The following is a 13,237-nucleotide window of genomic DNA, read 5'->3' on the forward strand; positions in this document are numbered from 1 at the left end:
AAGAAAACGAAGCAACACCAAAAGAAAAAGAGTAATAAAATAGGCCCACTTTTCAAAAAAGTGGGCCTTTTTTTAATTTAAAATATTTGGAAACAACCACTGAATCCCAATCCCAATACTAAACGAAGTAATGTTCATAATACTACTCACTAATAACATCAGCTTAAATGAATATTTAGGAAATACTTTAAATAAAATAATCGCTTCGATTAAAATAATCAACACTTCTAAAATTAAAAGCACATAAAAGGGCATCAAAGTTGTTGTGTAATGATAACTCAAAGAGATTATTAGATTTAAGGAAGGGTTTGTTATAACGTTAACTAAGATAACGATTATAATAAATATTTTATCTTTAAAATTTAACGCCCAAACCACACATACTTCAATAACAATAGTTAATATTAAGGCTAAAAACAATGTGAATAAAATATCACTAAGCATGTTTGTTTTTTGATGATTTAACGATGTAACGAATTAAAAATATTGCACCTACAATTAATGCTAGCACTGTAATGACAGCTAAAATGATAATCATAACGCCTAAAAATATCATTGGTCCTACTGCGACGTCTAATCCTACTGGTATCATATTACTTGATCCCCTTTCCTATGTTCATATAAGTTAACAGCTTTGTGTAAACCATAAGCAGCGCTTAAAATGAGTACACTGATACTACTATAATACCAAATTCCAACATTAATTGAAAACCCTAATTGAAACGGAATAAAAGCTCCAACTAAAGTAAGCGTTGTTAATCCGAATGCAACGCCTTTATAAACGCCTAAACTTTCAATAATCAAAAATAATGTAATAGCCATAGTTAAGTTAAACATAAACGCACCTGCTAAACCTAACAAAGGTTGATTAATACCAAATATTAAAAGGGGCACAGAAATAATTAAGCCATAAACACCAATTTTACTATACCCAAACTTATCGCCTAAAACACCACCAAAGAATTTACCTAAAAAGATACTTATAACAAGTAAGACACTATAAAATAAATCCCCTTTCCATCCAAAATATAAAAAAGAACCGACAAACCCACGCGTTAACACCACAAACAAAATGAGTGTTATAAGCAAGCCAACCTTAGGTTGGATCTTGCGATAAGAATGGGCTAATTTATATTGATCAAATAACACAAATATACTAACACAGCTTAATAAAGCTAGCCCAACAATAATGAAGCCATAATCAGGACTAATCATACTAAGATATACCCCCAAAAACACCCCAACAGCGCCAGGTGCGACAAAAATACCTGCAGGGGCACTTTTATTAGGATATAAGTTCATCGATAAGACACCACCACCGACATGATACATCGCATTACCTAAGGTGGACAAAAGAATCATAACTAACCCTAATTCTTTAAACAATAAAGCAACCATTGCAAAAACAAGCCCTAAAACTGCAATGTCCAAATACTTCTTTTTTACATCCGCAAAAAAACCGATAAATGGTTGTAGTCCAAAAGCAACAAGGTTATAAATGATAAAATATAATGCAATTGACGGAAATGATAAATGCCTAAATTGAACATTAATCAAATATATTCCAAGTAAATCAATAAAAAAGTGACCAATCCCTAAAGCTGTTAGTCTTATATGTCTGTCCATAAAATCCCCCTAGTAATATTCCATTTATTATTGTCTAATTCACAGTAAGTAGTCGTATCTAACTAAATAGGTTTAATCCTCAACTGTGTAAGGATGAATCGATTCAATAAAATGAATAATTTCAGACGCACTTATAGAAACACCATAGTAGTGATATTTAAATGTTGTGTCATCTTCTGTCACAAAGAAAGTAATCGAATATATATTGTGTCTTTCTTTAACTAACGTGAACGCTATACCGTTAAATGTATGAATGGTTTTTTCTTCAACATTATATGAAAAAGGCGTATCACTTTCCTCAATACGGACACTAAAGTTGTAGCCATTTATAAATATTGTATCATAGTAAGGATAATACAAAATTTCAGGTTTAAGTGCAACAATTTCTTGATTTAAAAAAGGCAAATAAACCGTATTAATATTAGTATTTTCTAATAAACTATCAACATTATTATAAACATCAAAACGATAGGTTTCATGCATGTACGAACCCAAGTTCTCGTGGACATAAAAAATATAGTCATGCTTATCTTGTGTCTCAAGTGATATATCATAATTAAAAATTAGCTCCATTTGATTAAGGGCAATATTAGATTTAAAATAATCATCATATGCAAGACTTTCAAATAAACTGGACTTTGTTACACTTAAAAATAAGTAAAACGAGGGATTATCTTCTAAATTAATCTCAGTAAAATCAACACCGTAATATAGAACGCCATCAATGATTTCTTCGGTTAGAGATCTTCCAAAAGCGGAAGCATTTAAAATCTCAAAAGAAGTACTACTAAAATAAATATTGCTAAAGTAAAGGTTGGGTTGATCAACTAAAAAAACAATGATACTTTCATCATCTTCATAGTACTGATATAAATCAATATGAACATAATTTAGTAAATCCTTATTGCTTAAGTAGTCCGGTTCCTCTTCTGGAGGACACCCATACAAAACACTAGATAAAACAAAAATCAATAATAATATAAAAACTTTCTTCATAAGATCCACTTGAATTATTGATTAAACAATAATTCTATTACCCCTTTAGTTAAGCCGTAAGTTTACTTACTTTAATCATAATTCAATTAATTAAAATAATCTAGTTCTATTTATCATAAAGAAGTTATAAGTCATCTCTTTTAACATTAATTCTATTTACATAATAATGTGTGTACTCAAATACTTTTGTTATAAACAAAACAATCAATCCTACCATTAAAAACCCATTATATACAATAAAATTCAATCTAACATTATCCGTTTCAACAAATGAAAAAATATAGACTAAAGCGCTATATTGAACAACCGAACGAACAATGCCACCAATGATTAACACATAGCTTATCAGTGTTAATTCTTTAAAATGGTTAAATGTTTTTTCTTTACGGACACTATTTAAAATTAAGATGCTTTTATCACAAATATAGTACAAAATAGTACTATTCATGATTAAAAGAGATTTTCTATAGGATAAGTATGCAAATAAAAAAAGCACAATTAAGTGCTTTTTTTCATTATTCAAATGTGACGTTTGTTTCCATTTTTGCAACGTGCTTCAATGTTTGATACACACTACAGTACTCGTTTGCTAGTTCCATCGCTTTTAAATAAGCGTCTTTTTTCTCTGTATCAGCCCCGGTAATAACAACATTTACCGTAACTTCTTTTAACCAAGTTGGAACTTCTTCACGTTTTACACCTGTAATATCGTACTTAACGGCTTGGAATTTTAAACGTTTTTTGTCTGCAACAGTTTGAAATGTGTGATTTAAGCATGCACCTAAACCTCCAAGTACCATATCATAGGCAGCTAGTGCACCTTCAGCCGGGCCGACTTGTGCAGAACCATGATGTCCAGTTATAATCCCGTGATACTGATTATCAAATACCATCTTAATTTCGTTAGGCATTACAATTCCTCCTTATTCGTTTTTTGATACCTTTTTATACAATCATCAATTAATTGTACTGCTTCATCTTTACCGTGAAACTCAAACACTTCAACTTTTTTATTTTGTTGTAAATCTTTATAGGTTTTAAAGAAATGTTTAATTTCTCTTAGTAAATGTTCTTGAATATCACCGATTTCATGGATATGACTAAATCTTGGATCGGCATCAATTACACCAATAACTTTATGATCTTTTTCATCATTATCCATCATATCTAAATACCCAATTACCCTTGCATCAACAATACACCCAGGGAATGTTTTAGTACTTGCGATTACCAAAATATCTAAAGGGTCATTATCTTCAGCTAACGTATTTTCAATATAACCATATTCAGCAGGATAAGTCATTTGAGAATATAATACACGATCTAATTTTATACGATTGCGTTCTTTGTCAATCTCATACTTGTTTTTAGTCCCCATTGGTATTTCAATAATTGCTTCGATTACTTTGTCCATATAAACCTCTTTCTATAACCCATTATAAACAATTTTTTTGATTTAAAATGGCTTAATGCTCTTATATTTCTTTCTTCATCATTCGGTGTTCTATGTCAGCATCTAAGAATATATCTCCATAAGCGACATAACCCAATTTTTCATAAAACGGAATAATATAACATTGTGCACCTAATTCTAAAGTTTTGATTCCTTGTGTTTTAGCATAGGCTTCAACAGCATCCATGATAACCGATCCTGCTTTTTTATGGCGATGTTCTTTTAAAACTGCCACACGACCAACTTTATTTTTATACAGTCTAGCTGCACCAATAGGTGCATCTTCATCATATAAAACAAAAAATGTTGCCTCATAATCCCAATCATCAAACTCTAAAGCCCAAGAAATCTCTTGCTCAATCACAAAAACTTGCCCTCTAATAAAGTAATGATCCAAAATACTTTTTTTATCATTTGCGATAACAACGTTCATATAATCACCTTTACATTAAATAATATAATCCAATACTCATTAACCCCACAGCTAAACAATAGTATCCAAAATATTTTAAATTACCCTGTTTAACAGCGTTAATAAACCATTTAAACGCAAAATAGGTAAACAAACCACTTGTAATAAATGCGAGTGAAATATCTAAGCCATTATAACGCGAGAAGGTTTCAACTTCAAATAGCTCTAATACCATCGTTCCAATACTAATAGGGATGTACATCATAAAACTGAACTCGACGACTTTTTCAAACTTAACACGCTTAAATAACCCACCAATAAACGTACTCCCACTACGTGAAATCCCTGGAAGCAAAGCAAAGACTTGAAATAATCCAATCGTTAAAGCATCATGCCAGGACAATGTTTCTTTTGTATTTTCAATACTTTGTTTTTGAACCATCAGCAAAAATGATCCAGTAAATAGTAAACTAATTCCAACAGCGAGCAACGTTAAAAACCCTTCAAAGAAAGATTTAAATAATAACCCTGCAAGGCCTGCGGGAATAACACCGATTAATATTAATAAAAAATAATGAAAATCATGTTTATAAGTTTCATCACGTTTAAATACATAAGCAATGTTGCCTTTTATTAAAGCAAGTATTTTTACTCTAAACAATATCAATATGGCAATTAATGAAGCAAAATGTAACACGATTTCTAAAAAGTAGTCAACCGTAGGCATATCTAAGAAGGTTTGGATGATAACTAAATGACCACTAGAAGAAATCGGTAATGGTTCTGTAATCCCTTGAACCGACCCAATAATAATATATTTCAATAATTCTATAAAATTCTGCATTTTACACCTCGTAGCTTTGTTGAAATCTTTATGTAATTATACACTAATTAATTTCAAAAATAAATAAACTGTGCTAAAATAGAAACAATAATCATTCAAAAGGTGGCGATCACATGGTGTTAACATTTACAAATTTAGGACCGCTTGAATTATCCATTATCATAGGTATAGTTTTATTGGTTTTGCTCATTAGTCTATTACTATTCAAAAAACTAAAAAAACCAGCGCCTAAAAAATTAGATATTGCAATTATCCTAAACGCATTTGGTGATAACAATATAGAGGAAATTTCATTTAAACGAAATAAAATTAATGTTAAAATAAAAGACATGAAACACACCAACATGCAACTTCTAAAAGCAGAAGGTGCAGTGGGAATTAATATTGTTGGTGATACCATAAAGTTTTATGTAGAAGAAAAAAACGAAGAAATCTATCAAGCTTTAAAAGAGGCTTTAGAAAGGAAAACATAAGATGAGAAAAGAATTTATCATTTCAAATGATCAAGGGGTTCATGCAAGACCAGCTACAATGCTTGTAGCTAAAGCAAATGAATTTAAATCACAAATCACATTAACTTATGAAGGCAATAGTGTCGACTTAAAATCAATCATGGGTGTTTTATCATTGGGAATTAACCGTGGCTCACTCATTTTGGTTGAAGCCAAAGGCGATGACGAAGCAGAAGCATTAAAAGCAATTGATCGTCTCATTACCGAGTTCAATTTAAAATAAAAGTGTTGTTTAAATTAAACAACACTTTTTTTATTTATCTTTTTCTACCTAATCCTAATTTTTGATTAAATTTGAAAATCTTTTTAAGCGCAATAAGTTCAGCATGTTGGCGCCCTTCATCAAGGACTTGGTCAATTTCACCAGAGGCAAGGAGCGCATTAAAACGCTTTTGAATTGGAACTAACTCATTAACAACCGTATCAGCCACAGCGGTTTTAAATTCCACATAAGTCTTGTCATTAAATGTGGATTCAATTGATTCAATATCTTCACCTGTTATGGCACTCATAATCGTCATTAAATTACTAATACCTGGTTTAAGTTCTTTATCAAAACGTATTTTAGTATCACTATCAGTAACTGCGCTCATGATACGTTTTCTTATTATAGCCTCATCATCTAACAGTAAAATACGCGATTTAACATTGTCATCTGATTTACTCATTTTTTTAGTCGGGTCAGTTAAACTCATAATACGTGCCCCCACTTTAGGGATTATTGGTTTTGGTACAACAAAAAACTCACCAACTCGGTTATTAACACGTTCTGCGATATCACGTGTTAATTCTAAATGTTGTTTTTGGTCATCCCCAACAGGAACAAATTCTGCATCATAAAGTAAAATATCCCCAGCCATTAAAACTGGATAAGTAAATAACGCACTACTCACCCCTTTTTCTTGACGCTGTGCCTTTTCTTTGAACTGAGTCATGCGTTCTAATTCACCCATATAAGTAAATGTTTGTAGTAAATAATTCATCTGAGAATGTGCCGCAATTTCTGATTGAACAAATAAACTTAAACGTTCTTTATTTAATCCACAAGCTAAATATAGGGCAGCGAGTTCTTTAATTGTCTTCCTTAAATCACTGCGTGATTGAGGCACTGTAATGGCGTGTAAATCTGCAATAAATAAGAAAAAATGATGGTCACTAAATTCTTCTTGTAATCGTACAAAGTTTTTAATACTTCCCAAATAAGTCCCAATATTTAAAGTTCCAGTTGGTTGAATTCCAGATACAATATGTTTCATTTTATCACTCCTTTTTAATAAAAAAACGCCCTTAGAAAATCTAAGGGCGTATAATCGCGGTACCACCTTAGTTCTAGTTTTCACTAGCACTTTAGACTTTAACGCAGTCATACGGACGCTATTAACGTCATTCATAGGCCCATTCCTATTAACTTCTTGTTTAGCTTTCACCAATCTAAACTCGCTTCTTAAAGAAGGATAATAGTACTCTTCCTAATCATCATGTTAATTTAATTATAACGAATTATTCGTTTAACGCAAGTTCTAATTCATCAAGTAATGTTTCTAAACGGTTAACAACCGCTGTAAAGGCATCTTTATTGGTTAAATCAATACCAGCTTTCTTAACTTGTTCAACAGGAAAGTCATCGCCACCTGCACGAAGCAAGGTCATATGTTTTTCAATGTTTGATGGGTCTTCTTTAACAAGCTCATAAAGTTTCAAGCTTGCCGCAAAACTCGTTGCGTATTGATAAACATAGTATGGTGTATTAAATAAATGAGGGATGTATGCCCAAACATATTCTTTACCGGGCTCTTCAGTAATATCAATATCGTAAAAGTGTTTGTATAAATCCACCATAATTTTTGATAACGCTTCATAAGTAATAGGCGTCCCAGCTTCTGCAAGTTTGTGTGCTTCAAGTTCATAAGCCGCAAACAAGGTTTGTCTATAAAATGTCCCCATAATATCATCAATAGATTGTTGTAACAAAGTAATTTTGTCTTCAGTTGTGCCTTTATTTGTTTTAATAAAATAATCAAGTAATAGATGTTCGTTAAAAGTAGAAGCAATCTCAGCTACAAAAATAGTATAACTTTGTGTTGGGATTGGTTGAGCTTCATGAGAGAATAGTGAATGCATTGAGTGTCCCGCTTCATGCGCTAAGGTAAATACACTATTTAATGTATCATCATAGTTTAATAAAATAAACGGATGTTCATCAAGCGCACTCCATGAATAAGCACCTGTTGCTTTTCCTTCTTGTTCAAATACATCGACATAGCCATCTTCTAGCGCTTCTTTAGCTTTAGCTTTAAAGGTATCATCTAAATGATCAATAGCATTAAAAAATAAATCTTTTGCTTCATCATAGTTGAACTTACTCTTACTTGTTGCTAAAGGCATAAAACGATCAAATGTGCGATGTTTATCAAGTCCTAAAACACGGGTTCTAATCGCATAATATCTTTTCAATAAATTAGTATTTTCTTTAGCAACATCCACTAAGTTTTGATAAACTACAGGGTCTATGTTGTTAGAAAACAAATAGGATTCTAGGGTTGAACTATAATTACGTGCTTTCATTCTTGCTATGTCTGCTTGTAATACCGTGTTATAAACTTGCGCATAAGTATGTTTATGTTCTGAGTAATGATCAAAAATCGCTTTAAATACAATTTCACGGTCATCTGGATTTTGCAAATCTGCTAAATAACTACGGTAATTCCCACTTGTTATCTTAACGGTTTCGCCGTCAGATAAAGTTACTTCTTTATACGTATTATCCGCAATAGCTAAGGCATTATATAGTTGTGCCCCTTGACTGGATAATTGGCGATAGTTCGAAAGTAATGCTTCGCTTTTTTCATCAAGGACATAAGCTTGCTGATGAAATAACTTTGTAATTGGAAAACGGTATTGTCCTAACATAGGATCATTATCTAAAAATCCTAACACAGTTTCTTTACCTATGCTTAAAATTTCTGGTGATTCCCATGCTGTTGCACGTGATAAATCATTAAGTAAAATACCCATCTTTTGCACACGCGCTGCATTTTCAACTACTTTACGATTTAAATCACTTTTTAGTGCGGCATATTGATAGAGTTTATGAGCTTTTAAAGCCACTTCACGTTGTAAGGTATAATAGGTTTTAAAGGTCTGAAAATCATTTAACTTACCTTGGAAAGAAGGCAACTCTAAAATGATTTCTTTGAGTCTATTATATTCATGTTCCCAAGCCTCTAAATTTTCGTATAAATTTTCTAATTTCCACTTCATAAATGTGCCTCCATTTGTTATAATAAGATACCTTAAGTATTATAACATACCAAAGAAAAAAAATCTTAAATCGATGCAAGCATTTTCATAAAATATTTTTTGAAATTTTTCTAAATTGTGTTATAATTAACATGAAATAAACTTTTGGTAAGCCACTTACTTTAATAAAGGAGGTACATCCATGATTCAAATGTACACTACACCAAGTTGTTCATCATGCCGTAAAGCCAAAAAATGGTTTGAAGAACACCGTATTGAGTACCGTGAAAAAAATATATTCAACATTAAACTTACAAGAGAAGATATCATGCTCATGTTAAAAAACACTGAGAATGGTTTTGAAGATATTATCTCTACACGCTCTAAAGTATTTCAAGATCAAAATCTCGATATAGATGACATGTCCATGAGAGAACTAACTGATTTTATTATTAGTAATCCTAGTGTATTAAGAAGACCGATTATCATTGAAGATAATAAAATGCAAGTTGGTTATAATGAAGATGAAATCCGTACCTTTATACCTAAACGTTTAAGAGAAATTATTATGTGTACTACATGTGATAAAGGGGAAGACTGTGATTACGTCCACGCTTTAGAACTTTACTTTAAAGAACTAAAACAAAAAGAAATGTCAAAACAATCATAAAACGCCGGAAGGCGTTTTTTTTTATATGATTTTGGTGTATGATATTTATAAGTTTATTTTATAGGAGGTTATGATGACAACCATTACAAAAGAGCAGAAGAAGTTAATTCTATCTATGCAAAAAAATGAAGTCACCGAATACTATATTTATAAAAATATCGCTGCTAGAGTAAAAGATAAAAAGAATAAAAATATATTACTAAAAATCGCTGCCCAAGAAAAAGAACATGCACAGGTTTGGGAGAAATATACAAACATAAAAGTAAAACCAAACCGCATGAAAATTGCTTTTTATAAATTATTAAACATAATATTTGGATTTACATTTGTAGTTAGATTAATGGAACGTGGAGAAGACGTTGCACAAGAAGTCTATGAATCATTAAGTGAATCAATCCCAGAAGCCCTTACCATAAAACAAGAAGAAGATGAGCACGAAGACAGTTTGATTGAATCTTTAAGTGAAGAACGATTAAAATATATTCGTGCCGTAGTTTTAGGATTAAACGATGCACTCGTTGAGTTGACAGGTGCCCTAGCAGGACTTAGTTTTGCGCTAACAGATAATACTATTATTACACTTTCGGGATTAATTACTGGAATTGCAGCCACCTTAAGTATGGCTGCAAGCGAATACTTATCTAGTAAAGCAGAAGGGAATCAAAATGCATTAAAATCTAGTGTTTATACAGGGACGGCTTACTTAGTGGTTGTGACTATTTTAATCTTACCTTATATATTACTTAACAATGCTTTTCACTCACTTGCAATTATGTTAACAAGTGCAATGGTTATTATATTTGTATTTAATTATTATATGAGTGTGGCTTTAAACTTATCCTTTAAAAAACGATTTACACAAATGGCATTAATTAGCTTAGGTGTTGCCACATTATCATTTTTCATCGGGACAATCTTACGTATTACTCTAGGCGTTGATATTTAACTGAAAACGTTTTTAAAACGCCGATATCGGTTGTATTTTGTAGGGTTTTTGTCTATAATAAACCTGTATGATAATTTATATATTATAGGAGGAAACACAATGGCAGTAAAAGTAGCAATTAACGGATTTGGACGTATTGGACGTTTAGCATTCCGCTTAATGCAAGATAACAAAGATTTTGAAATTGTCGCATTAAATGACCTTACAGATGCAGAAAGCTTAGCGTATTTATTAAAATACGATACGGCACAAGGACGTTATAAACAAGATTCAATTTCATTTGAAGGTAGTTCAATTATCGTAGACGGTAAAGAAGTAAAAGTTTATGCAGAACGCGACCCAGAAAACTTACCATGGGCAGCACTTGGTGTTGATGTTGTTTTAGAATGTACAGGTTTCTTTACTTCTAAAGAAAAAGCATCTAAACATATTAAAGCAGGGGCTAAAAAAGTTGTTATTAGTGCACCAGCTTCAGGTGATGTTAAAACAGTTGTATATAATGTTAACCATGAAACACTTGATGGAACAGAAGAAATTATTTCTGCAGCATCATGTACTACAAACTGTTTAGCACCAATGGCTAAAGCATTAGATGATGCATTTGGAATCGTACGTGGATATATGACAACAATCCATGCTTATACCAATGATCAAAACACATTAGACGGGCCTCATGCTAAAGGTATTCATGGACGCCGCGCACGTGCAGCAGCAGAAAATATCGTTCCAACAACTACTGGTGCAGCTGCAGCAGTTGGTCTAGTATTACCGAACTTAAAAGGTAGATTAGACGGAATGGCATTACGCGTACCTACAGTAACAGGATCTGCAGTAGACTTCGTGGTTGAACTTAAGAAAAAAGTTACGATTGCAGAAGTTAATGCAGCGATGAAAGCAGCAGCAAACGAGTCATTTGGTTACACTGAAGACCCAATTGTTTCAAGTGATACTATTGGGATGCATTTTGGTTCATTATTTGATGCACAATCAACATCACTTTTAGAGACTGATGGGAACCAACTTATTAAAGTTTTAGCATGGTATGACAACGAAATGAGCTATGTTGCTCAAATGGTTCATACAATTAAATACTTAGCTTTAGGGAAATAATTTAAAGAGTCGAAAGACTCTTTTTTTTATCATTCATATCAATTGGCTATTGTATCATTTTATGGCTTATCAAATAAGTCACTTCATGATATAATGCTTTTGAGGTGATAACATGATTAAACACGTTATACAAGCACGTGAAAAACTATTAAACCGTATGGAAACTCATTCAGTTACTGTTTTATATAGTGGAAAAGCTCCAAATAAAACAACGGATCAAAGCTATCATTACACACCACAACGCAACTTCTTTTATGTTACAAACTTAAGCGAACCGCATATGATTTTAATGCTTTTAAAAGGTGATTCAGAGGGAAAAACCTATTTATTTATCGAAGAAAGCACAGACTTAATCATAAAATGGGAAGGCGCGCGCATGAGTAAGGAAGAAGCGAGTGCACAATCGGGTATTGATTTAAAAGACATTCATTATGTTAAAGACTTTATGAAGTTTTTTAATCTTGCAATGAACTATGCAAGAAGTCCTTTAGGGGCACCACCAAAAAATCTGTACTTAGATTTATATCACGTTAATCCTGATGTAAAACCAGTTGCACTTGATTATGCACAAACCATTGTTGAGAATTATAAAGAGTTAACCATAAAAAATGTTAATGAACATATTTCATATTTAAGAATGTTTAAATCAGAACCAGAAATCAAGCAAATCCAAAAAGCCATTGATCACACCAAAAAAGGGTTAGAAACGATTTTAGAAAATATTAATAAACGAACGTATGAATATCAACTTTATGCAGATTTTGCGCATGCGATAACTTTTGATGGTAGTGAAGGATGTGCCTTTAATACGATTGCTGCAAGTGGAAAAAACGCAACAGTATTACACTATGAAAAAAATAACGATACACTTAAAGATGGCGATTTAATCTTATTTGATTTAGGCGCATTACATGAAAACTATGCCTCAGACATTTCAAGAACCTATCCGATTAATGGGAAGTTTACTGAAAGACAAAAAGTCATCTATGACATCGTCTTAAAAGCCAACAAAAAAGCGATTAAATTTGTTAAACCAGGCATCACATGGAAAGAGCTAAACGATTTTGCAAAAAGCATCTTAATTGAAGAAACTAAAAAAATCGGTCTAATCAAAGAAGACGAAGAAATCGCAAACTATTATTATCACAGCATTGGACATTTTATGGGACTTGACGTCCATGATGTCGGGTATTATCATATTCCACTTGAAGAAGGAATGGTTTTAACGATTGAACCAGGGCTTTATATAAGTGAAGAAGGCATAGGCGTTCGTATCGAAGATGATATTTTAGTCACAAAAAATGGAAATATCAACTTAAGTGAATCCATTATAAAAGAAACAAAAGATATTGAAAAAATGATTAAGTAAACGAGTGGTAATTTCACTCGTTTTTTTCACATTATTTTTACGACTTTCATGAGTAAAAC

Annotated in this window: 17 protein-coding genes and 1 other annotated feature; of the genes, 6 read left to right on the forward strand and 11 right to left on the reverse strand. The window is 32.0% G+C overall.

Translation table 11 applies throughout. The features are described 5' to 3' along the window. Positions 1 to 72: 72 nt before the first annotated feature. The 9 genes from ACHAJD_RS08815 to ACHAJD_RS08855 form a co-directional block, all read right to left on the reverse strand. A complete protein-coding gene (locus ACHAJD_RS08815) occupies positions 73 to 444 on the reverse strand; it encodes a hypothetical protein (RefSeq protein ID WP_435585500.1) in 372 nt (123 codons plus the stop codon). After that, a complete protein-coding gene (locus ACHAJD_RS08820) occupies positions 437 to 592 on the reverse strand; it encodes a hypothetical protein (RefSeq protein WP_435585501.1) in 156 nt (51 codons plus the stop codon). The genes ACHAJD_RS08815 and ACHAJD_RS08820 overlap by 8 nt, the downstream gene beginning before the upstream one ends. Further along, positions 589 to 1,626 (reverse strand): MFS transporter, encoded by a 1,038-nt coding sequence (locus tag ACHAJD_RS08825; protein WP_435585502.1) that lies wholly within the window; start codon positions 1,624 to 1,626, stop codon positions 589 to 591. The genes ACHAJD_RS08820 and ACHAJD_RS08825 overlap by 4 nt, the downstream gene beginning before the upstream one ends. A 72-nt stretch (positions 1,627 to 1,698) precedes the next feature. Continuing rightward, positions 1,699 to 2,622, reverse strand: coding sequence for a hypothetical protein (locus tag ACHAJD_RS08830; RefSeq protein WP_435585503.1), 924 nt, complete (start codon positions 2,620 to 2,622; stop codon positions 1,699 to 1,701). 124 nt (positions 2,623 to 2,746) lie between these two features. Continuing rightward, positions 2,747 to 3,070 (reverse strand): hypothetical protein, encoded by a 324-nt coding sequence (locus ACHAJD_RS08835; RefSeq protein ID WP_435585504.1) that lies wholly within the window; start codon positions 3,068 to 3,070, stop codon positions 2,747 to 2,749. Positions 3,071 to 3,137: 67 nt separating this feature from the next. Beyond that, the gene (locus ACHAJD_RS08840) at positions 3,138 to 3,533 is read right to left on the reverse strand and encodes an OsmC family protein (protein WP_435585505.1); all 396 of its coding nucleotides are present in this window, start codon (positions 3,531 to 3,533) and stop codon (positions 3,138 to 3,140) included. Beyond that, on the reverse strand, positions 3,533 to 4,036 hold the full coding sequence (locus tag ACHAJD_RS08845; protein ID WP_435585506.1) for an inorganic diphosphatase: 504 nt from the start codon (positions 4,034 to 4,036) through the stop codon (positions 3,533 to 3,535). Before ACHAJD_RS08845 ends, ACHAJD_RS08840 begins: the two co-directional genes overlap by 1 nt. Before the next feature lie 61 nt (positions 4,037 to 4,097). After that, positions 4,098 to 4,508 (reverse strand): GNAT family N-acetyltransferase, encoded by a 411-nt coding sequence (locus ACHAJD_RS08850; protein ID WP_435585507.1) that lies wholly within the window; start codon positions 4,506 to 4,508, stop codon positions 4,098 to 4,100. A 10-nt stretch (positions 4,509 to 4,518) separates the two neighbouring features. Beyond that, positions 4,519 to 5,331 carry an undecaprenyl-diphosphate phosphatase gene (locus ACHAJD_RS08855; RefSeq protein ID WP_435585508.1) on the reverse strand — a complete coding sequence of 271 codons (813 nt, stop codon included), beginning with the start codon at positions 5,329 to 5,331 and terminating at the stop codon, positions 4,519 to 4,521. A gap of 113 nt (positions 5,332 to 5,444) precedes the next feature. Between ACHAJD_RS08855 and ACHAJD_RS08860 the strand changes: the two genes are divergently transcribed. Together ACHAJD_RS08860 and ACHAJD_RS08865 are read left to right on the forward strand one after the other, a co-directional pair. Further along, a complete protein-coding gene (locus ACHAJD_RS08860; protein ID WP_435585509.1) occupies positions 5,445 to 5,804 on the forward strand; it encodes a hypothetical protein in 360 nt (119 codons plus the stop codon). Between the two features lies 1 nt (position 5,805). Continuing rightward, entirely contained in the window at positions 5,806 to 6,066 is a 261-nt protein-coding gene (locus ACHAJD_RS08865; protein ID WP_435585510.1) for an HPr family phosphocarrier protein, read from the forward strand. Between the two features lie 34 nt (positions 6,067 to 6,100). Here ACHAJD_RS08865 and trpS read toward each other — a convergent pair whose 3' ends face one another. Then, on the reverse strand, positions 6,101 to 7,099 hold the full coding sequence (gene trpS / locus ACHAJD_RS08870) for a tryptophan--tRNA ligase (RefSeq protein WP_435585511.1): 999 nt from the start codon (positions 7,097 to 7,099) through the stop codon (positions 6,101 to 6,103). A 39-nt stretch (positions 7,100 to 7,138) separates the two neighbouring features. Further along, positions 7,139 to 7,329: a binding site (T-box leader), on the reverse strand. Between the two features lie 14 nt (positions 7,330 to 7,343). Continuing rightward, a complete protein-coding gene (gene pepF, locus ACHAJD_RS08875; RefSeq protein WP_435585512.1) occupies positions 7,344 to 9,104 on the reverse strand; it encodes an oligoendopeptidase F in 1,761 nt (586 codons plus the stop codon). 181 nt (positions 9,105 to 9,285) lie between these two features. Between pepF and spx the strand changes: the two genes are divergently transcribed. The 4 genes from spx to ACHAJD_RS08895 all read left to right on the forward strand — a co-directional run bounded on the left by spx (position 9,286) and on the right by ACHAJD_RS08895 (position 13,178). Next, a complete protein-coding gene (spx, locus tag ACHAJD_RS08880; protein WP_435585513.1) occupies positions 9,286 to 9,753 on the forward strand; it encodes a transcriptional regulator Spx in 468 nt (155 codons plus the stop codon). A 73-nt stretch (positions 9,754 to 9,826) separates the two neighbouring features. Continuing rightward, positions 9,827 to 10,699 (forward strand): VIT1/CCC1 transporter family protein, encoded by an 873-nt coding sequence (locus ACHAJD_RS08885; RefSeq protein ID WP_435585514.1) that lies wholly within the window; start codon positions 9,827 to 9,829, stop codon positions 10,697 to 10,699. A 99-nt stretch (positions 10,700 to 10,798) separates the two neighbouring features. Beyond that, positions 10,799 to 11,809: a type I glyceraldehyde-3-phosphate dehydrogenase gene (gap, locus tag ACHAJD_RS08890; protein WP_435585515.1), complete on the forward strand. Its 1,011-nt coding sequence runs from the start codon at positions 10,799 to 10,801 to the stop codon at positions 11,807 to 11,809. A 112-nt stretch (positions 11,810 to 11,921) separates the two neighbouring features. After that, positions 11,922 to 13,178: an aminopeptidase P family protein gene (locus tag ACHAJD_RS08895; protein ID WP_435585516.1), complete on the forward strand. Its 1,257-nt coding sequence runs from the start codon at positions 11,922 to 11,924 to the stop codon at positions 13,176 to 13,178. Positions 13,179 to 13,237: the final 59 nt, after the last annotated feature.

The organism is Liberiplasma polymorphum (genome assembly GCF_043951795.1).
In the GTDB taxonomy this organism is placed as follows: Bacteria; Bacillota_I; Bacilli_A; order Izemoplasmatales; family Izemoplasmataceae; genus Liberiplasma; species Liberiplasma polymorphum.